The sequence below is a fragment of the Chryseobacterium potabilaquae genome (assembly GCF_902728265.1).
In the GTDB taxonomy this organism is placed as follows: Bacteria; Bacteroidota; Bacteroidia; order Flavobacteriales; family Weeksellaceae; genus Chryseobacterium; species Chryseobacterium potabilaquae.
Genome location: NZ_CACVBR010000008.1, coordinates 55,046 through 77,734 on the forward strand (window position 1 = coordinate 55,046; position 22,689 = coordinate 77,734).

Here is a 22,689-nt window from a genome sequence, read left to right on the forward strand (position 1 = left end):
GATTTTTATTTATGAGAACTTTTACTATTTTTTTCAATACCCTACGAAGTATGAGCTTTAAAAAGATACTCCGTCTTTTATCTCTTTTACTTCCACATCCCATTTTTGCTATACTCAGCATCCATGCGACTGTCCAGGCATTTACTATTGCTCAGAAAAAATTCCCGGAATCTGCCTCTAATAATGGAATCGGAAATGCATTCAGACATGCCCTTTGGTGCTGTTTTATCATGATGTATTGCTGTAAAGTATCTTCTCCTGAAAAGGCTTTAGATTTCTGCAAAAGAATGACCGACATGCATGAGGAATTATTTCCTAATAAACCTTTAGAGACCAAAATGGATCTCCATAACAATACAATAGGAATGGATTATTTTATGGAACTTCTTCCCGGAATCCATCGACAATTTTTTGAGAAAAGCTTTTTTATTGAGGGTCTAGTACAGAAAATGCAAAATGCAAAAATTTTGAAAAACTTAGATGATGATTTTAAAGGATATTTAGTATATCTTGAAGAGAAATAGTTTTTGTATTGAATTTAATTTATTATCTTTTCTAAAATTTTAATTTAATCAAATGATTCTCAGCAGAATTTGGTCGGCATTTATCATTATTGCTATTGCTATTGCAAGTATAAAGTATATTTCATCTGATCATTACAAAACTATTTTCAATGATATGGTCGTAGGAAAAGGTGGTGATACTCTGCATATTGCAACAAATAAAATAAATACAATTTCTCCCGCTATACGAGATAGCTTGATGAAAAAGCCTAATTTTGCCGACAATAGAATACATTACCAAGCAGATTCTTTAAAACAAAATATAAAAGTTTATCGTATTCAAGAATCTGATGGAGTAATCGGAACTTCCGAAACAGCAGTGAAAATTTGTTTGGGATTGATTGGCATCATGACCTTATTTATGGGGTTTATGAGTATTGCTGAAAAAGCAGGAGGTATTAATCTTTTAAGCCGATTTATTCAACCTTTCTTTTCCAAGCTATTTCCAGATATACCCAAAAACCATCCCGCATTTGGACATATGTTGATGAACTTTAGTGCTAATCTTCTTGGGCTTGATAATGCAGCAACCCCCTTTGGATTAAAAGCTATGGAAAGTCTTCAGAGTCTCAATCCTCAAAAAGATACCGCCAGTAATTCCCAAATTATGTTTTTGTGTCTTCATGCAGGAGGGATGACATTAATTCCGGTGTCTATTATTGCGATAAGAGCTTCCATGGGATCAAAAACACCTACAGATATCTTCTTACCTTGTATGATAGCTACATTTTCAGCTACTCTTGCAGCTATGATTATTGTTTCCCTATATCAGAAAATAAATTTATTAAAACCGGTTGTTATTGCCTATGTAGGAGGAATAGCTGTTCTTATTTCTTTATTAGTTTTGTATCTCGTAAAATTAAGTAAAAATGAATTAAATGATTTTAGTAAAGTATTGAGTAATGGTTTAATTCTTTTTATCTTTTTCGCCATAGTTCTAGGAGCTATTTATAAAAAAATAAACGTTTTTGATGCTTTTATTGAAGGGGCAAAAGAAGGTTTTACAACCTGTGTAAAAATCATTCCTTACCTGGTAGGTATGTTAATAGCCATTTCTTTATTAAGAACTTCCGGAGTTTTTGATGTGCTTATTGACGGGATGAAATGGATCGCAAATATAGCAAATCTAGATACTCGTTTTGTGGATGGCCTTCCCACAGCGTTAATTAAACCTTTATCAGGTTCCGGAGCAAGAGGAATGATGGTGGATACAATGGCTACTTTTGGAGCAGATAGTTTTCAAGGAAAATTAGCGGCAGTTCTTCAAGGAAGCTCAGATACTACATTTTACGTAATTGCAGTATATTTCGGAGCTGTTGCTGTTAAAAATACAAGATATACCGTTATTGCTATGTTATTAGCCGATTTAGTAGGAATTATGACTTCAATTGCATTAGCCTATCTCTTTTTCGCATAAATTAACTTAAAAGATTCCCTATTCACAATTAAAGCAAAAATTATGATTCAAGATAAAGATTTTACATTAAGATTAATTCGCCAACTTACTCAAGCATTAGAAAAACTCATTTTAGATAAACCAGAAGAAAGCTTAATGCAAAAAGAATTAGATTATGATTCTTTAATGAAGGATATTTTTAAAATGGATTTCTCAACAATTTCATCTCTTACCAAGGATGAACTTATTAGCATTGTAAATGAAAGACAGGAAAGAGACCATAAGGATTATTATGAAATGCTAGGAAATCTGTTTTATTATAAAGGTAAAGAAAGTAAAAGCAATGATTTTTTGAACAAATCAAAAAATTTCTATGAAATGTACCTTCAAACAAGTGGTATTTTTGCCCTCCCCATCATCAATAGAATAAATGAGATAAAAAAAGAACTTGAATAGGAAATAAGATTATTAGAATGTAATCTTATAGGTCCCTGTTGAAGAAACATTGGCCTTTTCAGCTTTAACATATTTTTTCACCCAAGAGACTGAAGTAGAAGATACACAAGCATCGGAAACACCCCCAATTCTTCTTGCAGAAACTACATTCCCCGCTTTATCTACGGTATAGGCTATGGTGATAGAACCACTTGCCGTACAATTGTGTGCAGGTTGCGCTCCTCCTCTTCCCATAGTTCCCGGAATATAGCCTATCAACTTTCTATCAACTCCAACCTTGCTATCACCATTACCTTCTCCTCCTAAAGGATCTCCTGAATTACCAATACCCTCTCCAGTACCCTGGCTACCAGATTTGGTTCCTCTCCCTTTAATTAAATTTCCAATAGCAGCATTCCCTTTTCCATCACCACTCCCTTTCTTAGAATTAGCAGCAGCAGTCGCTCCTGTTTTTTTAATGTTTTTAGATGAGCTTGTACTTGTTGTTGATTTTTTCTCTGCCTTTTTTGAATCTTCTTTTTTAGCTACCGTCATCTTTGAATTCTTTCCACTTATGACTTTTTCCTTAGCTTCTGATTTTTTAATTTCAGGTTCTGGTTCAGGTTTTATCACCGTTTTAGTTTCAGGAACTATTGTTTCGGTAGGTTCGGTATTTGTTTGCTCTGCTACTGCCGCTATACTACCTGACTGATCCGCAGGCTCTTCAACACCATTTCCATTCCTATTATCACCAAAGTTGACAAGCATCGTAGTAACTACTTCCGGCTCTGCATCCAACTGAGGTTTTAGTTTATATAAAAAAACAAAAAGTAAGATTGCAGACCAAATAAGAATAGAAAGAATTGCACTTTTTACCTTATCTCTGTTTTCCTCATTTTTATTTGTAATATAACTTCTCATCTTACAATGATCTTATAATCTATTTATTTTTAATCGTTGCGATAGCAATATTAAATTTATATTTTTCAGCAATTTCCATAGCAAAAACTACATCTTTATGCATCGTATTTTCGTCTGCTCTTATCGTAAACGATTTATTAGTCTGATTAGATAATTTATCAACGATTGTTTGTTCCAATTTTTCCTTTGGGATTGGACTATCATCCACAAAATAAGATCCATCAGGTTTAATACTTACCGTTAAAGGATTAGGAATATTATCCTCAATAGCATCTGTTTTGGGTAACTTTACATCAATCGCACTTTGATTTGCCGCAGAAGACGTCACCATAAAGAATATCAGCATTAACAATATAACATCTGTCATTGCCGCCAAACTAAATTCAGGATTTGCTTTATTCCTTCTTTGAATTTTCATAAGAAAAAATTTATAAAGGTTTATTGATAAGATCTAAAAATTCTCCTGACATATTCTGGGCTTTTAGTACAAACTTATCAATTCTGGTCAATAATAAATTATAGAAAAAATTGGCGGGTATAGCTACTGCTAAACCTACGGCAGTTTGCCCCAAAGCTGTATAAATTCCTTCGGAAAGCGTTTTAGGTGAAAAAGAACCCGTTGCATGTGACAAATTAAAGAATGCAATAATCATCCCTATAACCGTTCCTAAAAGCCCTAGCATAGGAGCAATACTAGGCACCACAGCTAAAAGGTTAAGGTTTTTTTCCATATTGGCAACTTCTACTTGTGCTTGAGATTCCATAGCACTCACAATATCAGATACAGGTCTGCCTAATCTCGAAATTCCTTTCTCTAAAATTCTTCCTTCCGGTGAATTTTGTCTTTTACAATAATCTGCAGCAGATTCTATTTTACCTTCTCTGATAAAATCCTCAATATTATTCATAAAATCCGTATCTGTTTTTGAAGTCAATCTTTTAATATAAAAAAATCTTTCAAAAAATAGATATACAGAAAACACACCGAGTGCTAGAACTGTAACCATAACGATTTTAGCAAATACTCCTCCATGGAACATTATTTTCCAAAATGAAAATTCTAAATCATCTGTGGCTACTATAGGTGTAGCAATTTGTGTAAATAAAGTCTGAGTAAGTTCTGTTAGCAGCATTACTATGAATTTTTATAAAATTTTTAACGACAAATGTAATGGAATATTATTAATTGATATCTTAAAAATTGCTTAAAAAACAAATAAATATTTTTATTAATATATAAACAGCAAATTTCTTTCCAAAAAATTGGAAAGAAATTTAAGAGTGAAAAGTAAACTTGAAAAAGATTAAAACTAATCTTCGTCTACTTCAATATCATCTTGCCTAAATTCACATTTTAATCTAAAAGGAATAGGACTATCTGACTTTGTATAAAAATCATCGATGGTTCCTTTCCATATGACTTGAAGCTCACCATCTTCGCTTTTTTCGAACACAAGCTCATTATCGTAGATATAGGCTTCATCGTCATCGAATAGATCAACCTCAGTATAGGTGTCTTCATCAGAATCACTGATTTTGATAGTTTTCCCTTCTATTTCTGAAGAATCGATAGGGAAATCGAATACTTCAAGAGAAAGTTGAGGAAAGTTGTACTGTAATGAATCATCATCCACATGATCCAGACTGTCATCCGTAATGATTTCAACCTCTAAGAAATGTTGTTGGTTGCTATAAACTGCTTTACAATAAGTATTTCTGATATTGTACTTTAGCGTCTCATCCGGGTGGTAAATTTTTAAAATCCCTTTCATTGTTTCTTAAAAAAGAACTGTAATAATATGATTGTTAAACGTTTTCAACAAAGATAAAAAATAGATTGATTGGGAAAAATATTTTGAAAAATATTTTTTTAAATCGTTACAATAGATCTATTGTATATAGTAATAATACTTATTTTTGTTTATATATAAAGATCTTGAAATGAAAAATATTCTATCTAAAGGGCTTTTGGGGTTCAGCTTAGTAATAAGTTTAGCTTCTTGTAAAAAGTCAGATTCTCCTTTAACAAAAGTTACCCCTACCAATTTAGACTCAATTACGTCTAACTACTATGAACAATATCTAAAATTATATCCTTTAGAAGCAACCACTCAGGGAGACACTAGATATAATGATCAATTTCCTATTAATATTGATAAAGATTTTATTTCCGGAGAAGTAGCGTTCTACAATTCTGTACAAAAACAACTGGAAAATGTAGATTATGAAAAACTTTCAGACGAAAATAAGATAGTCTATGATGTTTTAGATTACACTTTAAAAGATAAAATTGAAGGCTATGCCTATCACCCCGAATATATTCCTTTTACCCAATTTTCAGGTCTTCCTCTGACGTTTCCTTTATATGGAAGCGGTGAGGGAAGCCAGCCTTTTCAAACAGAAAAAGATTATAACGACTGGCTTAAAAGAATGGAAAAATTCCCCGAGTGGATGAATACAGCCATAGAAAATTTTCGTGAGGGAATAAATAATAAAATAGTACTTCCTAAAAAATTGGTCATCAAAATGATTCCTCAAATGAGAGCAGAGGAGATAACTACCTTAGATTTTGATAAAAATATTTTTTATGGCCCGATTAAAAATTTCCCAAAAGAATTTACGAAGCGCCAAAAAGATAAATTCACTCAATTATATAGAGAGGCAATTACTAAAAATATCATTCCTGCTTATACAAAAATGGGTGCTTTTTTAGAAAAAGAATATTTACCAAAATCCAGAGAAACGGATGGCTATAATAGTCTTCCCAATGGTAAAAATATATATCAATATTATGCTAAAAGTTGGACTACTACAAAAAAATCTCCTGAAGACATAAACAAAATAGGGCTTCAACAAGTCGCTATGTTAAGAGCGGAAATGGAAAAAGTAAAACAACAAGTGGGCTTTTCAGGATCACTTGAAGAATTTATAAGCTATGTAAAAACTGATCCTAAAGCAATGCCTTATCAAACCTCAAAAGAGGTTTTAGATGCTTTTAATGGAATTTTAGTTAAAATTACTCCCAAGCTGAGCACAATGTTTAGTGTAACTCCAAAAACAAAGTTTGAAATCAGACAAACTGAAAAATTTAGAGAGGCTAGTGCAAGCGCTGAATACATACAAGGAACTCCTGATGGTAAAAGACCAGGAATATTTTATATTCCCTTACCCGATCCATCAAAATTTAATGTCACCTCAGGAATGGAATCTTTATTCTTACATGAAGCTATTCCCGGCCATCATTACCAAATTTCTCTTCAACAAGAAAACACAAAACTCCCTAAATTTATGAGGTTTGGTTGGTTTGGTGCCTATGGAGAAGGATGGGCTCATTATTGTGAAACTTTAGGTCCTGAGTTTGGGCTGTATACTGATCCCTATCAAAAAATGGGATATTTAAGTGATCAAATGTTAAGAGCAGTAAGGTTAGTCGTTGATACAGGATTACATACAGGTAGAATGACCAGAGAAGAAGCCATTAAATATTTCGTGAGTAATATATCTTATGATGAATCTGGAGCCATTGCAGAAATTGAAAGATATATGGCAATGCCAGGACAAGCATTAGGTTATAAGATAGGTTCATTAAGAATACGTGAGCTTAGAAACGAATATCAAAAACGACTGGGTAATGCATTTAATCTGGCAAGCTTTCACGATGAAATTTTAAGTCAGGGATGTCTCCCTCTTGATATCTTAAATAGAAAAATGGAACTTTGGGCCAAAAAACAGAAGTAAACATTTATTCTAAAATACTATAGTCAAAACATTCATAAATATGTTCAAAAAAATCTCTTTCAAATAGAAAGAGATTTTTTATTGATCAAACATCATTTTTGTAATAAAATCTTTTTCACCCTTCCCTCTTGCCGGAGAATATTCTCTACCGTAAAAAATGATTTGAAGATGAAGTTTATTCCACACCTTTTCCGCAAAAATTCGCTTAGCATCTTTTTCTGTTTCTACCACATTCTTTCCCGAGGTCAACTTCCACTGCGTCATAAGTCTGTGAATATGGGTATCAACCGGAAAGGCCGGAAATCCAAAGCCTTGGCTCATCACTACAGAAGCTGTTTTATGGCCAACACCGGGAAGAGCCTCTAATTCTTCATAAGTCTGAGGTACTACCCCATGATGCCTTTCCAGCAGAAGTTCTGCCATTCTTTTCAGATTTTTAGCTTTTGTATTCGAGAGCCCTATTTCTTTAATTAGTTCCCTGATCTCTTCTACCTCCAACTGAGCCATTTTTTCAGGTGTTCCAGCCACTTTAAAAAGAGCTGGAGTGACCTCATTCACTTTTTTATCTGTTGTTTGGGCAGAAAGTGCCACTGCAACCATCAAAGTATAGGCATCTGTATGAGCCAATGGAATAGGAACTTCCGGATATAATTTTTCTAATTCCAATTGAATCAGTTCTGCTCTTTGCTTTTTTGTCATCTAACCACTAAATTTGAGCAAAAATAAATTATTATGTTGAAAGTTGGAGATAAATTACCAAAATTTGAAGGGATTAATCAGGATGGAATTTCCATTAATTCATCACAATTATTAGGAAAAAAATTGGTTATATTCTTCTATCCACAAGCGAATACTCCCACATGTACTGTTGAAGCCTGTAATTTGAGTGATCATTATTCTACTCTTACCAATGCCGGTCTGCAAGTATTGGGGATAAGTGGAGATACGGTAAAAAAACAAAAAAATTTCCATAGTAAATTTGCTTTTCCTTATGATCTAATTGCAGATGAAAATCATGAGATCCTCGAAAAGTTTGGCGTATGGCAAGAGAAAAAAACATTTGGAAAAACCTATATGGGAATTGTAAGAACCACTTTCATTTTTGATGAACAAGGAATTTGTAAAAGAGTGATTGAAAAAGTAACTTCTAAAACGGCTGCTAATCAGATCTTAGAAGGAATCAATTGATATTTATCACAAAGATTTAGTTTTAAGTATTAAAATTAAATCTTTGCTCTTTTTACTTTCTTTAAAAGGACTACAAATCAATCTGTCTCATAATACATTAACTCTTCAATATCATCAGGAAGAACAACATATTTCTTAAATTTCAATCCTAATTTTTCAATCAATTTCTGCGACGAAAAATTATCTTTTGAAGTGATCGCCGAAATTTTTTTTAATCCAAACTCATTCATTCCTATCGATTTTATCTTTTGAGCCGCTTCATAAGCAAAACCCCTTCCTTCAAACTCATCAAGTAAAGAAAATCCAATATCAACAACATCTAACCCTTCTCTCTCAAATATTCCTACTCCTCCTATTTTATTATTACTATCCTTTGTTATAATCAAATAGTTACCAAACCCGAGTCTTTTAAATTGTGGAAGGAATTTACTTTCAATATAGTTTTCAGCATCAGAAAGACTCTTTATATTGCGGTCTCCTATATTTTTTATGAATTTAGGTCTATTATAAAGATCATGAATAAAGGCAGCATCTTCTAATCCCATAGGGCGAATAATAAGCCTTTCTGTCTCGTAAAACTCTCCCTTTTGTTGATCTGAAATATTCTTTATTGACATATATAAATAAATACTTTTTTACATTTCAAAATTAGGCTATAGGATAATAACTACTAATTTCTTTATTAAAGATAGTATAATTTTGTTTTGAATAATAAGAAAAATGAATAGAGGAATAGAAAGATGAGTCCCTAAGTTTTTAAATACTACTTCTTAGTGGAGCGTTTTCCTTTTTTAATAGTTTCTTCTTTTGGTTCCTCCTTCTTTTGTTCTAGTTTTAACAGTCTGGGATTATTGGTACATGTTTTATTGTAAAGTTCAATATAAGCTCCATGATCATCTACCTCACTAATCTCTCCAGTAGATTTATTGATCGTTAAGGTATAATGCTTTTTCTGATAAGGGCATTCTTTGGAGGTAAGTTTACCTAGGCCTAAATAATAATTTGTACCATCCTCATAATAGTTTCCCGCAATATCCTTAAACTCTTCATCTACAAAATAGCCATCTATTGCGACGGCTATAGCAGCCTCTTGCACATTATCAATTTTCCCTATAAATATCTTCAAAGCTTGCAAATCTGTCACATAACCAACTTTTCCCCCTTGTGAATAGGCTATATAATAAAAACTATCTTCCTCTGGAAACAAATCAAAGCCAGAAGATTGAGGTGTATAATTGGGTTTTGCGCCAGACGTTATGATAGGCTGATCTTTACCACCATCGTTATATAGTAAAATCCAAGAACTTATTCCTGGGTTAGGAACGATCTTTTGTAAAATATTGGGAATATTCAAAAAATTTTCTTTTTCTTGAGAATACGTCCATATTCCTAAAAAAGTAACAATAAATAAAATAAGTTTACACGTAATTTTTTTCATATGCCAAAAACTAGCAGAAAGTATACCAATTATTTACATAAATTTTTCTCCTTTTTTGAAATTTTTCAAATCTAGGACATAATCTTTTATTAATTGGTCATGCTCTCTAGGACAAATAAGCAAAACTTTCTCTGTATCTACAACAATATAATCTTTAAGACCATCTATTACAACCATTTTATGATTATTTTTCATATGAATAATATTCCCGGTCGAATCATATGTTAAAAGATATTTTTGATTAATCGCATTATCATTTTCATCTTTTTCCGTGTTTTCATATACGGAAGTCCATGTCCCCAAATCACTCCATCCCAAGTCTGCAGGTATTACATACACATTCTTTGCTTTTTCTAAAATTCCATTATCAATAGAAATTTTTTGTACTTTAGGATAAATAATTTCTATACAATTATTCTCTTCTTTTGAATTATAATCACATGCCTTAAAATGTTGTGCCATTTCTGGCAAGTATTCTTCAAATGCATCATGTATACTCTTAACATTCCATATAAAGATTCCTGCATTCCAAAGAAAATCACCACTTTCTAAAAAACTTTGGGCTATTTCCAAAATGGGTTTTTCAGTAAATGTTTTCACTTTAAAAAAGTCAGACCCTTTTTTATCAACAAATTGAATATATCCATATCCTATGTCCGGTCTAGTAGGAGTAATTCCCAATGTTACAAGAAAATCATTTTTAGAAGCCAAATCAAAAGCGATCTCTACTTTTTGTAAAAAAGTTTCTTCTTTAAGTATTAAATGATCAGCTGGCAAAACGATCATCGTAGCCTGGGGATCAATTTCGGCAATTTTATTCGCCATATATAAATTACATGCAGACGTATTTTTAGCCATAGGCTCACCCACGATATTCTCTTCAGGAATTTCCGGGAGTTGTTGGTGAGAAAGACTTACATATTCTTTATTCGTAATTACAAATATATTTTCGTCGGGGATTATCTTTTTGATTCTATCATATGTTTGTTGAATCATTGTTCGCCCAACGCCTAAAATATCTTGAAATTGTTTTGGAAATTTCTGTGTGCTCATCGGCCAGAATCTACTTCCGATTCCTCCTGCCATTATCACACAGTATTTATCTGATCTTGACATTTTTAACTACATTTTTCTACCCTTGCCAAAGGTTTGAAAGAATACTTCCTTCCCGTCTCAAGGTTCTTACAAAGATAGTTTTTTTTGATCAGACCTTCTAATAAATACTTTTCATTTCGAAAAATAAAAAGATCCCCCTTTTGAAGCCCTTCAATAAACTGAAGATTATCATCTTGTGTTTCAACGTGAAAATATCTTACAAGAGCCGGACTTGCCATAAAATTAGCTTTTGGAGATTTTGAAAATTTTACAATTATTGGTTTCAAATCATCATCATACACTTCTAAACTTTCCAACAACATTCTTCCGAATGTTATTTTCCACTCATTTCCATGAGGAGATATTCTCCGTCCATACTTTTCAAACGCTATCAGATGAGCCAATTCATGAGTAAGTACAAAGAAAAAAAGAGGTGGGGACAATGTCGAATTTATCGTTATTTCGTGAGAATTATCCGGTAATTTTCTATAATCTCCCAATTTGGAACTCCTACCTCTGGTGATTTTAATATGTATATAGTAATCCGAAAACCAATTCTTCAAATAACCAAAAGTATTCTCGGGTAAATATGTTTCTAATGACTGAATTGACATTTTATAAACTTAATGGAATTCCAGAATAGAAGTTCAATAATTTAATACTGAAAATATAATTATATTTTGCTTGAACCACAGAGCCCTGTGCATTAGCATAATTATTTCTGGCTATATTGACATCATAAATAGTTGATCTTCCGGCTGCATAACTTTTATCTGCAAAATCTAGGGCTAATTTCGTACTTTTCTCGGTCTCTACAGCAGCTAAAAAAGTTTCATAATTGGCATCTGCATCAAACTGGGCTTTCTGAACATTTTCTCTTACCGCTTGCTTTTGCTGCTCAAAAGAGTTCTTTGCAATACTTTCATTAATTTTGGCTTGCTCTACTTGAAGTTTAGTAATTCCTTTATTAAAAATAGGAATATTAACGGATACACCTACATTTTGTCCAAAGTTATCTTTATACTGTTGAAAAAAAGTAGATTCCTTGATAGGATTAAAAAAATTATCTACTCCCACCGTGTTTGTATTTAATAAATTGTTGTAAAAACTCCCTAATCCTACATTTGCCGTTACCGTAGGCCAAAAATCTGTTTTATTTACTTTAGTTTGAGCTTCGGCGGCCCTAATTCTACTTTCTGCAGCTTTCACTTGAGGTTGAGTTTCATAAGCCGTGGCTAATACCTCATCAACCGATTTTAATTGCGGATCTAGCTGATCCGGAACATCCACACTTTCCACATCAAAATCTTTATAATCCGAGAGTTGTAATAGCTGAACTAAAGCAAATAAACTTCTTCCCACATTAATCTCCGATGTTTTAAGGTTTTGTTTTTCTCTGGCCAATGCTGCCTCTGCTTCCGCTAAAACAGTCTGAGCCGTTGTACCTATATTGGTTGTAATCTTTGCTCTATCATATTGCTTTTGTGCATTTTCTACCGCAACCTGTGAAATTTTCACTATTTCTTTATTCAGCAAAGTGGTAAGATACTGCTGTACAATTTGAAGAGAAATATCGTTTCTTATCGACTCAATATCGTATTGGCTTGCTTGAACATCAAATTCGGTTTTTCTGATGATTTTCTCTAATCTTCCATTATTATACACCAACATATCTGCTCCTACACTAGCATTATTATAAAATCGATCATTTCGAATACTTTCTGTTCCCAATGAAGCTTGCCCAAAGCTTACTGTATTTCCTACGTTTGCCGATACAGAAGGAAGGTAATTTTTCCTAGCTATTTTAAGATTAACATCTTGGACTTGTTTTGAATATTCATTTTGAATTACACGAAGGTTATGCTCTATAGCATAGTCCACACATTCTCTCAAAGACCATTTTTTCTGAGCATTTATAGCCAAACAAGATAAACAAAAAATAAAAGTTAGCCTTTTTTTCATACCTAGGATTTACTATAATTAGACGAACAAAGTATAAAAAAAGTTACACTTTTAAAAATTAATTTATTTTTAAAAAAACTTTTGAGAATTTTGCACTATGAATAACGAGCAATATAAAGAGGCCGTTGAATGGCTTTTCGCCCAAGCTCCCAATTACCAAATCGAGGGACAAAAAGCCTATAAACCAGGCTTAGATAATATCATCAAGCTTTGTGCATTTTTTGGAAATCCCCAAGAAAAAATACGCTGCATTCATATTGGAGGTACAAACGGAAAAGGTTCCTCAAGCAATATGCTAGCTTCAGTTCTCCAAGAGGCAGGCTATAAGGTAGGTCTATACAACTCCCCTCATCTTATTGATTTCACAGAGCGAATAAAAATAAATGGTCAAAACTGCGATAAACCTTTTGTGTATGATTTCATTAAAAAATTACAAACCCTTCCCTCCGAGATACGTCCTTCTTTTTTTGAGTTTACCACCATTATGGCTTTCGAATACTTCTATCAAAGAAATATAGATTTCGCCATTATCGAAGTAGGTCTAGGTGGTAGGCTAGATTCAACAAACATTATTAATCCTTTAATTTCTGCCATTACCAATGTTCAATTGGATCATCAAAATATTTTAGGTAATACTATTGAAGAAATTGCCAGAGAAAAAGCCGGGATTGTAAAAAATAATATTCCGATTATTTCTGGAGACGAAAATGAATCCGTGAAAAATATTATCAAAGAAAAAGCACTCCAGCAAAACGCCCCGTTCATTGATGCTACTCATTTCATAACTTCTTTAGAATCTGATTTAAAAGGAAATTATCAGTCAAAAAATATCAGAGTCGTTTTAGCTATGATTGAAGAGTTAAAAAAATTAAATATAGACATCCCTGAAGAAAGTATAAGAAAAGGACTATTAAAAGTTCACAAAAATACAGGATTCATTGGTAGATGGTTTGAGTATTCAAAACATCCTTTAACAATATGTGATACGGGTCATAATCAAGCAGGGCTAGAATATGTTTTTACCCAATTAAATTCAATTCCTAAACAAAAACATATTATCTTAGGTTTTGTGAACGATAAAAAAATAGATGATGTAATGAATTTGTTACCTACTCATTCTCTATTCTATTTTGCAAAACCATCCATTGATAGAGGAAGACATCCTAAAGACTATGAAGATTTATTGATCAGCGCAAAAATTATTTATAAAATTTTCGATTCTGTACAAGAAGCCTATCTTTCTGCAAAAGAGCATTGTACAAATGATGAAATGATTTTTATTGGCGGGAGCAACTTTGTTGTTGGGGATTTTTTAGAAAAAAATTTGCAAATTTCCGAATAAGTCGTATATTTGCACCACTCTAAACGAGAAAACAAGTATAGAGGGTTCTTAGCTCAGTTGGTTCAGAGCATCTGGTTTACACCCAGAGGGTCGGGGGTTCGAATCCCTCAGGACCCACAGAAAAGGAAACGAAACCTTTCAAAAAAATTCGGGTTCTTAGCTCAGTTGGTTCAGAGCATCTGGTTTACACCCAGAGGGTCGGGGGTTCGAATCCCTCAGGACCCACAAAAAATCTCTCAAGTTTTTGGGAGATTTTTTTATTTATATAGCAATTAATTAGATAGGATTTGAGTACTTTTGAGGATCGTGTGTTATTTTAAAATTATTAAGAATACAAATGCTAAATACATTAAATGATTAAACCCTTAACATCTATAAGATTCTTTTTTGCCTTTATGGTATTTGCTTCTCATCTGGATTTTCTTCAAAATAGCAATTCCAAAATTCTACATTGGATTTACAACTACATTTTCCAAGAAGGATACATAGGCGTAAGTTTCTTTTTTATTTTAAGTGGATTTATTCTCGCATATAATTACCAAGATGACCTCATCAATAAACAGAGATCCAAAAGATTATTTTATATCGCTAGATTTGCTCGGGTTTATCCCCTTCATTTATTGACATTTGTTATCTCAATTCCTTTAACCGATCTACAGTTTGTTAAAGATAAAAGTCTATGGTTCATGCAGGCCCTCACCAACATAACTCTTACACAAAGCTTTATTCCACTAAATAGTTTTTATTTTACTTTTAATTATCTTTCATGGAGTATATCCAATGAAATATTTTTTTACGCCGCATTTCCCGCTCTTATTCTATTACTCACAAGGCTCAAAAAATACCGAATACTTACTATTTTAATCATCCTATCCATTGTACCAGTATTAGCTGTGATAGCTCCTTCCAGTTGGTATCATCCGATATTCTATATCAATCCTTTTATTAGAGTGATTGACTTTATTATTGGAATATTACTTTTCAATGCCTATAAAAAAATATCAAATAGAGAGTTTAAAATCAATTATAATTGGGTTGAATTTTCAGCTATTTTATTACTTGTCATTTTCTTTGTTTTTCATCAACAAATACCACAAGTTGCAAGGTATTCCTTTTATTATTGGATTCCTATGAGTTATTTGATTTTTTCTTTCTCTTTTCAAAAAGGAATTATTTCACGGTTTTTATCCCATAAAACATTCATTTATTTAGGAGAAATAAGTTTTGGCTTCTATATGTTTCATCAAATTGTTTTAAGATACTTGAGTGATCTCAATTCAAAAATTTTACATATGAACTATGGAATATATTTCACGTTAATTGCTTTTATTGTTTCATTAATAATTAGCCATTATAGTTTTGGTTGGTTTGAAACACCCGTAAATAAGTATATAAACAAAAAGTTTAAAAAGATTTATTCTAGGGAAGATTTACAGAAAGTAGCTTAAAACACAATGAATAATAGGAATGGCTAAAAGAAAAAACGGTAAATTATCTGAATAAGAAATAAAATAATATCCTTTAGTTTTTTTAATTTTAATCATTAAACAGAGCATTATTTGAGTAAAATAAATAGGAAAATATCTTTTTATTTATAAAACTTTTTCCACTATTTTCTGAATATCTAGCTCTTCCAAACACGCCCAATCTCCTCGATAGCATTCCTTATCACCAAAAACGGAACAAGGCCTGCAAGTAAGATCTTTTACTTGCACAACATCATCCGGACTTTGCCCAAAGCCCAAAAAGCCGGCATAAGGATGTGTTGCTCCCCAGATAGACACACATCTCGTTCCCATTAAACTTGCCAAATGCATGTTTGCAGAATCCATAGAAATCATTAATTCCAGTTGAGAAATTTTCTCAAGCTCTTCTTCAAGGCTTAACTTGCCGGAGAGACTTTTGGTATTAGGAATTTCTTTTTCCCATTTCTCAAGCGTTTCAGTTTCCTTACTACCTCCTCCAAAAAAATAAACCTTATATTTCTTCGCCAATAATCTTGCTAATTCATATGATTTTTCCAAAGGAAGCATTTTTCCCTTATGTTGAGCAAAAGGAGCAAAGCCAATACCGGATTTTTTTTGAGAAAGAGATCTCAATTGATGAGAAAGCTCAACCTTAAAACCCATTTCACGAAAAACATCAGCATATCGCTCTACTGTTCTTCTTAATTGAACTTTATCAAGATTCCTGATATCTGTAAGCTTTTCTTTTTCTTCTTTTCCTTTTTTTATTTTAAACACCTTAAACCCTTTCCTTCTATAAATTTTATCTATAATTTTAGTTCTAATTACATCATGAAGGTTAGCTATAAAATCGGGTTGAAATTCTATTATGAGATCATTACTCAATCGTCTTAACCCTAAGAATCCTTTGTAATCATCTAAATCAATTCCTTTAAATATTAAATTCGGAATATTTGCAAACAAGCCTTTAAAATTATTTCTCGAAACCATGACAATCTCTACATTTGGATTTTGTTCCAAAAGTTCCCGAAAAACAGGTGCTGTCATTGCCACATCACCAAAAGCTGAAAAACGATATACTAAAATTCTAGTCACAGTTATGACTTTAATTGATAAGCAACTGCATAAAATTTAATTTGTTTAGTCATAGCCATCAACCCATTAGCCCTAGACGGAGAAAGGAATTCTTGTAATCCAATCGCTGAAATGAATTCGAAATCGGAATCTAAAATTTCCTTTGTGGAATGACCGCTGTAAATACTTACAAGCAGAGAAACAATCCCTTTAGGTAAAATACCGTCAGAGTCTGCATTGAAATATAGTTTTCCATCAATAAACTCAGCATCAATCCACACCTTACTTTGACATCCTTTAATGAGGTTCTCATCTGTTTTCTTATCTTCCGCTAATCCTTTCAACTCTTTTCCCAGATCAATAATGTATTCATACTTCTGCTCCCAATCGTCAAGAAAAGCAAATTCATCAATTATTTCTTGCTGTTTTTCTTTAATGGTCATTTCAAATATTTATCTTTAGGCAAAGATAACCAATTTTATAAAGATAATTACCTGCCTGCTTTTTCAAAAACTTCTAATAATTTCATTTCTTCATTTTCCCAACAAAAAACTTTTGAGGCTTTCTCAAGCTCTGTTTGGTAATTCCCTCTTCCTTTCTCTAAAATAATTTTGATGGCCTTTGCCATATTTTCAGGTTGATGATCTTCAATAATTTCTCCAATATCATATTTTCTTTTAATTGCTTTCATCTCTGGAAGGTCCGATAAAACAAGAGGAACATGGGCCTGAATACAATCAAGTACTTTATTAGGCAATGAATATAAATAGCTATCTCCTCCGTTCTCTTCAACGCTTACTCCACAATCTGCTGTCACGGTAATTTTGCGTAATTCTTCAGGATTTAATTTTCCCAAAAAAATAACTTTATCCTTTAAGTTTTCTTTAATTACCAGCTCTTCATATTCCTTTTTTCTAGGGCCCTCTCCTGCAATTTTAAAAACAACATCCTCTAAATGATGCATCGCCAAAATAACTTTATCAATTCCTCGGAAAGGATTGATTGCTCCTTGATAAAGGATGATTTTGGGTTTGTTTTCAGGAATTTCGATGCGAAAATTGATTTTTCTGGGTGTATTTTGAATAACTGTAGGTTTTATTCTGTATTTTTTTTCAAACCATTTTGCATAGCTCCCACTTGCCGTAATCATGAATTCTATCTTGGGAAGAATATTTCTTTCCATATACTTCCATAGCTTTTGCGATATTTTACCCTGAATAGCAGGCATTTCAGAGAAAATTTCATGACTATCAAAAATCAAAGGAATATTTAATTTTTTAGCAATAAGATAGTTTGGAAGCAGAGCATCCAGATCATTAGCATGAAGAATCGTATTTTGATTTGCTTTTTTTTTCAGTTCATGATATAATTTCCAATTAAATTCAAAATAAGCTGTTTTTAAACTTTTTGAATGTAATTTAAGTCTTGAAAAAGGATAAGGACGTGACATTTTTTCTGCTCCATTCCAATCATTTCCAATCAACTCGATTTTATATCCATTATCATAGAGGGTTCTACAAACTTTTTCAATCCGTTGATCAGTGTATAAATTACTAAAAGCAGAAGTAATTATTTTTGCTTTTTTCATTAACTTTTTTTACTTATCAATAAATGATATAGTTGTATAAAGCAAATAAGTCCGTTTGGGATAATGACAGGCCAAAGCATTCCGCTAAATAGGCCATAAATAACAAAACAAATACAGCCAATCAAATTCACAATTCTAATCTTCCTTACATCTTTCAAAATGAAGCTTAAAACAATAAAAAGTGATGCGGAATATCCAATATAAGTAGCAATTTCAGGGTTCATGATTTTTTAAAGAGCAACAAACTTAATCATTTTCAATAAGATAATAAAATTTTTTTCTGACATAAAGTCATTAATTGTTTTTTGGTAAAATATTTGTAATTTAGATAATGAATAAAAGGCAATTCTGCTTTTATTCTAATGAGATATATTATGGATTACAAGTTTTCACAAGGCTTGAGCCAAGTGTTCAAGCAAAGCAAGAGCGAAGCTAAAAGGCTGAAAAGTGAATTTCTTAATACAGAACATCTACTTTTAGGTATTATAAAAACAGAAAACTCTGCAAAAGAAATCCTTCAAAACCTTCATGCGGATTTAACACAAATCAGAAGGAAAATTGAAACTTTAAATATGGCAAGTCTTAGCCCTATTTCTGAGGAGGTTCCTAATATTTCTTTCACTAAAATGGCAGATCATGCCATTAAACGTGCAGAGCTAGAATGTAGGCAATATAAGAGCAATGAAATTAATACCGTTCATTTGCTTCTTGGCATTCTTTATAAATATGAGGACCCCACCTCCAACATATTAGGAGCTTATGAAATTGACTATGAAGGAGTTTCAAAGGAATACCAGACTATGCTCAAAAATTCCGGACAATCTCCGCAAATGAGTGCGTATGATGATGATGATGAAAGAGAGGAATTTGAGCAAATGAGAAAACCAACAGGGAATTTAAGCTCCGCTAAAAGTAAAACTCCAACTTTGGATAACTTTGGTAGAGACCTAACCTCTTTAGCGAGAGATGGAAAATTAGATCCGGTAATTGGTCGTGAAAAAGAAATTGAGAGAGTTTCTCAAATTTTATCCCGCAGAAAGAAAAATAACCCTTTACTTATTGGTGAACCTGGAGTGGGTAAATCTGCTATCGCAGAAGGACTTGCTTTAAGAATCCAACAAAAAAAGGTTTCCAGAGTTCTTTATGGCAAACGTGTGATTACGTTAGACTTGGCAAGTTTAGTTGCCGGAACAAAATATCGTGGTCAGTTTGAAGAAAGGATGAAAGCCATTATGACTGAACTGGAAAAAAACCGCGATGTCATCTTATTTATTGATGAGCTTCACACTATTGTAGGTGCAGGAAGTTCTACAGGAAGTTTAGATGCATCCAATATGTTTAAACCTGCTTTAGCAAGAGGCGAAATTCAGTGCATTGGAGCCACTACTTTGGATGAATACCGCCAGTATATTGAAAAAGATGGAGCTTTAGAAAGAAGATTTCAAAAGGTGATGGTTGAGCCAACTTCAATTGATGAAACCATTCAAATCTTAAATCAAATTAAAGATAAGTATGAAGAACATCATAATGTGATTTATACTCCTGAAGCTATTGCTGCATGTGTCAATTTGACATCACGATATATTACAGACCGTTTCTTACCAGACAAAGCAATCGATGCAATGGATGAAGCCGGTTCCCGTGTTTATATCAAAAACATGAAGGTTCCTACAGAAATCATTGATTTTGAGAAGAAAATTGAAGATATTAAAGATCTTAAACAAAAGGCTGTGAAAGCCCAAGATTATCTTGAAGCAAGAAAACTAAAAGATGAAGAAGAGCGTCTTCAGATGGAATTGAACGCAGCTCAAGATAAATGGGATAAAGATGTAAAGGAGAAAAAAGAAACAGTAAGTGAAGAAAATGTCGCTGAAGTGGTTTCTATGATGAGCGGTGTTCCTGTAACCAAAGTGGGTAAGAATGAGCTTGATAAATTAGCTCATATGGATGGAAACTTGAATGGTAAAGTGATTGGACAGGAAGATGCCGTGAAGAAAGTTGTGAAGGCAATTCAAAGAAACAGAGCCGGTCTTAAAGATCCAAATCGACCAATAGGTACATTTATTTTCTTAGGTACTACCGGTGTGGGTAAGACAGAACTTGCTAAAGTAATGGCGAGAGAATTATTTGATTCTGATGAAGCGTTAATTAGAATTGATATGAGTGAATACATGGAAAAATTCGCTATTTCAAGATTAGTGGGTGCTCCTCCAGGATATGTTGGATATGAAGAAGGAGGTCAATTGACAGAAGCGGTAAGAAGAAAACCTTACGCGGTAGTTCTTTTGGACGAAATCGAAAAAGCGCATCCTGATGTATTTAACATCTTATTACAAATTTTAGACGAAGGTCATGTAACAGACAGTTTAGGAAGAAAAATTGATTTTAGAAATACGATTATTATCCTTACTTCTAATATTGGAACAAGAGATCTTAAAGATTTTGGGGATGGCGTAGGATTCGGAACCAACGCAAAGAAATCAAGCTCAGATACAAGGGCAAGAAGCACTATAGAAAATGCTCTTAAAAAAGCCTTTGCTCCTGAATTCTTAAATAGAATTGATGACATTATTATCTTTAACTCTCTTGAACAAAATGACATTAAGAGAATTATTGATATTGAATTGAATAAGCTCTATGGCAGACTTGAAAAATTAGGATATAAGGTAGAATTAACAGAAGAAGCGAAAGATTTCATTTCTGAAAAAGGATGGGATAAAGACTTCGGAGCTAGACCTTTGAAGCGAGCAATTCAGAAATATATTGAAGATTTATTGGCAGAAATGCTAGTAAATAAGCAATTAACAGAAAAAGAAACTGTAATACTTGACCTGAATGATTCGAAAGATGGGTTAATAGGAAAAACATCCAAACCTAAAAAATCCGCAGAAAAGTCTTCTCAGTCTTAAATAATTAACTACACATAAAAACTTAAAAGCATCGGGTACTTCTCGATGCTTTTCATTTATATATACTTTTTTTACTTTAACCCATCTTCCTAAATAGTACATTTTTATATTCTTTGATTTCAAAAAAAACTATAATTTCAAATTAATCAACACTTATTAAATCATTTTCATTTTTTATGAATTTAATTTAAATAAAAAATACTATTTAATGCATTTATTTCACATCAGCATTACAAAAAACAAAATTAAAGCGCCAATACCCCTATCCTATTCATACTTATTTAGTTATAAAACATATTTTCCTAAAACAACACCCCTATAGAAAAGCAATATTCTTCTCATAAACAGAATCTATACCCCTTTTGTGAAAAAAAGAAAAATTTTATAATAGTTTTGCAACGTTAACACAAATAAACCTTTTTTTATGAAAAAAAAATTATTTTCAGCAGTACAAAGATACTTGCTAGCTACATTAGTTTTATTAACAATCTCTTGTAGAAAAGATGACGAGCAAATCACCACTACAAATCCTACACAATTAACCAATTACGATTACAGTATCCAATGGACGGGATATAGATCTAATGATCTTAATAGTCCTTCTGCTGGAACTATAGGATTAAAAGAACTAAACATTAAAAATGGAGGAAAAATTGTTGAAGCCTTAAAAGATGCCAGCTTTAAATTGGATCTAGAAAGCTTCGCTTCTTATGACTCTGCACCCACTAGAGATTCGAATGTAAAATCAACATTATTCAATAGCTTAATGAATATTGAAGGGATCATTAAACAATTTGATAGTAATACAAAAAAAGCAACGATTGAGCTTACTATTGGAGGAGTAAAAAAAGATATTGTTTTTGATTATATTACTGAATCTTCGGATGAAAAAATAAGTATTGGAGGCTATATAGATCTTATTGAGCAATTTAATGCTACCACAGCTATGAATGCTTTAAAAGCAGTATGCCCTCATGCAATGCCTCCTAAAATCCGTCTATTTGTAAAAGTATGGCCAAAAGGGCAAGATGCGCCTAAGCAATATGCAGATAATTTTGACTATGAGCTAAAATGGACAGGATATAGAGACAATCCAAGTGCTCCAACTGAAAAACTCGCAGTATCAGGAACATTGAGATTAAATAAATTTATTGTACAAAGTTCAGATACAAATCTTGTAGGTGCATTAAATGATGCTTATTTTGAAATAGATAAAAAAAGTCTTACTTCCCAAAGTCCTGGCGGCCAAAATCCTGGTAGAGATAATAATATTATTACTTATTTATTAGAAGCCGGTGAAATAGGAGGATTGAATATCGGAGGATCTTTCGGTCAATTTAATACTCAAAATAATACGGTATCAATAAGTATTTTTGTAGGCGCTAGGAGAGTAAGTAAAACGTTCAATTATGAAATGACCAATAATGAAATTAAAATCACAGGGAGTATTGATTTAAAAGATGATTTTGGAGTTCCAAATGCGTTGATGTCTTTACAAAATAATAGCCCGCATAATGTCACTTATTCTGATGTAGATCTTAATATCCGTGTTTGGAAAAAATAATTTGATTACA

Annotated in this window: 23 protein-coding genes and 2 tRNA genes; 11 read left to right on the forward strand and 14 right to left on the reverse strand. The window is 32.4% G+C overall.

Annotated features, from left to right (window positions below; all coding sequences use genetic code 11):
• Positions 1-11: 11 nt before the first annotated feature.
• Genes CHRY9293_RS06545 through CHRY9293_RS06555 form a run of 3 tightly spaced genes read left to right on the forward strand, consistent with a single transcriptional unit; the run spans position 12 to position 2,415 of the window.
• Positions 12-524 carry a DUF6973 domain-containing protein gene (locus CHRY9293_RS06545; protein WP_162032271.1) on the forward strand — a complete coding sequence of 171 codons (513 nt, stop codon included), beginning with the start codon at positions 12-14 and terminating at the stop codon, positions 522-524.
• A 52-nt stretch (positions 525-576) separates the two neighbouring features.
• Positions 577-1,980: a nucleoside recognition domain-containing protein gene (locus tag CHRY9293_RS06550; RefSeq protein WP_162032272.1), complete on the forward strand. Its 1,404-nt coding sequence runs from the start codon at positions 577-579 to the stop codon at positions 1,978-1,980.
• Positions 1,981-2,022: 42 nt separating this feature from the next.
• A complete protein-coding gene (locus tag CHRY9293_RS06555) occupies positions 2,023-2,415 on the forward strand; it encodes a hypothetical protein (protein ID WP_162032273.1) in 393 nt (130 codons plus the stop codon).
• A gap of 12 nt (positions 2,416-2,427) precedes the next feature.
• Here the strand turns inward: CHRY9293_RS06555 and CHRY9293_RS06560 are convergent, their stop codons facing one another.
• The 4 genes from CHRY9293_RS06560 to CHRY9293_RS06575 all read right to left on the reverse strand — a co-directional run bounded on the left by CHRY9293_RS06560 (position 2,428) and on the right by CHRY9293_RS06575 (position 5,087).
• The gene (locus CHRY9293_RS06560) at positions 2,428-3,315 is read right to left on the reverse strand and encodes a ferric siderophore ABC transporter substrate-binding protein (RefSeq protein ID WP_162032274.1); all 888 of its coding nucleotides are present in this window, start codon (positions 3,313-3,315) and stop codon (positions 2,428-2,430) included.
• A 19-nt stretch (positions 3,316-3,334) separates the two neighbouring features.
• On the reverse strand, positions 3,335-3,733 hold the full coding sequence (locus tag CHRY9293_RS06565; protein ID WP_162032275.1) for an ExbD/TolR family protein: 399 nt from the start codon (positions 3,731-3,733) through the stop codon (positions 3,335-3,337).
• 10 nt (positions 3,734-3,743) lie between these two features.
• Positions 3,744-4,448: a MotA/TolQ/ExbB proton channel family protein gene (locus tag CHRY9293_RS06570; protein WP_162032276.1), complete on the reverse strand. Its 705-nt coding sequence runs from the start codon at positions 4,446-4,448 to the stop codon at positions 3,744-3,746.
• A gap of 177 nt (positions 4,449-4,625) precedes the next feature.
• Positions 4,626-5,087 (reverse strand): hypothetical protein, encoded by a 462-nt coding sequence (locus CHRY9293_RS06575; RefSeq protein ID WP_122545657.1) that lies wholly within the window; start codon positions 5,085-5,087, stop codon positions 4,626-4,628.
• Positions 5,088-5,256: 169 nt separating this feature from the next.
• Here CHRY9293_RS06575 and CHRY9293_RS06580 point away from each other — a divergent pair, with 169 nt between their 5' ends.
• Positions 5,257-7,053 carry a DUF885 domain-containing protein gene (locus CHRY9293_RS06580; RefSeq protein WP_162032277.1) on the forward strand — a complete coding sequence of 599 codons (1,797 nt, stop codon included), beginning with the start codon at positions 5,257-5,259 and terminating at the stop codon, positions 7,051-7,053.
• 78 nt (positions 7,054-7,131) lie between these two features.
• Here the strand turns inward: CHRY9293_RS06580 and CHRY9293_RS06585 are convergent, their stop codons facing one another.
• Positions 7,132-7,752: an endonuclease III domain-containing protein gene (locus CHRY9293_RS06585; RefSeq protein ID WP_162032278.1), complete on the reverse strand. Its 621-nt coding sequence runs from the start codon at positions 7,750-7,752 to the stop codon at positions 7,132-7,134.
• Positions 7,753-7,785: 33 nt separating this feature from the next.
• On the opposite strand from CHRY9293_RS06585, the gene bcp reads away from it, so the two are divergent.
• On the forward strand, positions 7,786-8,241 hold the full coding sequence (gene bcp / locus CHRY9293_RS06590) for a thioredoxin-dependent thiol peroxidase (RefSeq protein WP_162032279.1): 456 nt from the start codon (positions 7,786-7,788) through the stop codon (positions 8,239-8,241).
• Between the two features lie 77 nt (positions 8,242-8,318).
• Here the strand turns inward: bcp and CHRY9293_RS06595 are convergent, their stop codons facing one another.
• The 5 genes from CHRY9293_RS06595 to CHRY9293_RS06615 form a co-directional block, all read right to left on the reverse strand.
• Complete coding sequence (locus CHRY9293_RS06595) at positions 8,319-8,858, reverse strand: GNAT family N-acetyltransferase (protein WP_162032280.1); 540 nt, start codon at positions 8,856-8,858, stop codon at positions 8,319-8,321.
• Positions 8,859-9,004: 146 nt separating this feature from the next.
• Positions 9,005-9,679, reverse strand: a complete 675-nt coding sequence (locus tag CHRY9293_RS06600) for a hypothetical protein (RefSeq protein ID WP_162032281.1) — start codon at positions 9,677-9,679, stop codon at positions 9,005-9,007.
• A 33-nt stretch (positions 9,680-9,712) separates the two neighbouring features.
• Entirely contained in the window at positions 9,713-10,795 is a 1,083-nt protein-coding gene (locus tag CHRY9293_RS06605; RefSeq protein ID WP_228455483.1) for a mannose-1-phosphate guanylyltransferase, read from the reverse strand.
• A gap of 2 nt (positions 10,796-10,797) precedes the next feature.
• Positions 10,798-11,388: a SprT-like domain-containing protein gene (locus CHRY9293_RS06610; RefSeq protein ID WP_122635154.1), complete on the reverse strand. Its 591-nt coding sequence runs from the start codon at positions 11,386-11,388 to the stop codon at positions 10,798-10,800.
• Between the two features lies 1 nt (position 11,389).
• Positions 11,390-12,736, reverse strand: coding sequence for a TolC family protein (locus CHRY9293_RS06615; RefSeq protein ID WP_162032282.1), 1,347 nt, complete (start codon positions 12,734-12,736; stop codon positions 11,390-11,392).
• Positions 12,737-12,833: 97 nt separating this feature from the next.
• On the opposite strand from CHRY9293_RS06615, the gene CHRY9293_RS06620 reads away from it, so the two are divergent.
• The 4 genes from CHRY9293_RS06620 to CHRY9293_RS06635 all read left to right on the forward strand — a co-directional run bounded on the left by CHRY9293_RS06620 (position 12,834) and on the right by CHRY9293_RS06635 (position 15,526).
• Complete coding sequence (locus CHRY9293_RS06620; protein ID WP_162032283.1) at positions 12,834-14,078, forward strand: bifunctional folylpolyglutamate synthase/dihydrofolate synthase; 1,245 nt, start codon at positions 12,834-12,836, stop codon at positions 14,076-14,078.
• Between the two features lie 42 nt (positions 14,079-14,120).
• Positions 14,121-14,195: transfer RNA gene (locus tag CHRY9293_RS06625), tRNA-Val, on the forward strand.
• A gap of 33 nt (positions 14,196-14,228) precedes the next feature.
• Positions 14,229-14,303 (forward strand) — tRNA-Val (locus tag CHRY9293_RS06630).
• 128 nt (positions 14,304-14,431) lie between these two features.
• Positions 14,432-15,526, forward strand: a complete 1,095-nt coding sequence (locus tag CHRY9293_RS06635) for an acyltransferase family protein (protein WP_162032284.1) — start codon at positions 14,432-14,434, stop codon at positions 15,524-15,526.
• Between the two features lie 144 nt (positions 15,527-15,670).
• Here the strand turns inward: CHRY9293_RS06635 and CHRY9293_RS06640 are convergent, their stop codons facing one another.
• Genes CHRY9293_RS06640 through CHRY9293_RS18675 form a run of 4 tightly spaced genes read right to left on the reverse strand, consistent with a single transcriptional unit; the run spans position 15,671 to position 18,430 of the window.
• On the reverse strand, positions 15,671-16,639 hold the full coding sequence (locus CHRY9293_RS06640) for a glycosyltransferase family 9 protein (protein WP_228455484.1): 969 nt from the start codon (positions 16,637-16,639) through the stop codon (positions 15,671-15,673).
• 2 nt (positions 16,640-16,641) lie between these two features.
• Positions 16,642-17,061: a SufE family protein gene (locus tag CHRY9293_RS06645; RefSeq protein ID WP_162032285.1), complete on the reverse strand. Its 420-nt coding sequence runs from the start codon at positions 17,059-17,061 to the stop codon at positions 16,642-16,644.
• A 47-nt stretch (positions 17,062-17,108) separates the two neighbouring features.
• The gene (locus CHRY9293_RS06650) at positions 17,109-18,206 is read right to left on the reverse strand and encodes a glycosyltransferase family 4 protein (RefSeq protein ID WP_162032286.1); all 1,098 of its coding nucleotides are present in this window, start codon (positions 18,204-18,206) and stop codon (positions 17,109-17,111) included.
• The gene (locus CHRY9293_RS18675) at positions 18,206-18,430 is read right to left on the reverse strand and encodes a uroporphyrinogen decarboxylase (RefSeq protein WP_122545645.1); all 225 of its coding nucleotides are present in this window, start codon (positions 18,428-18,430) and stop codon (positions 18,206-18,208) included. The genes CHRY9293_RS06650 and CHRY9293_RS18675 overlap by 1 nt, the downstream gene beginning before the upstream one ends.
• 150 nt (positions 18,431-18,580) lie before the next feature.
• On the opposite strand from CHRY9293_RS18675, the gene CHRY9293_RS06660 reads away from it, so the two are divergent.
• Positions 18,581-21,115, forward strand: coding sequence for an ATP-dependent Clp protease ATP-binding subunit (locus tag CHRY9293_RS06660; RefSeq protein ID WP_162032287.1), 2,535 nt, complete (start codon positions 18,581-18,583; stop codon positions 21,113-21,115).
• Between the two features lie 424 nt (positions 21,116-21,539).
• Positions 21,540-22,679: a hypothetical protein gene (locus CHRY9293_RS06665; RefSeq protein WP_162032288.1), complete on the forward strand. Its 1,140-nt coding sequence runs from the start codon at positions 21,540-21,542 to the stop codon at positions 22,677-22,679.
• Positions 22,680-22,689: the final 10 nt, after the last annotated feature.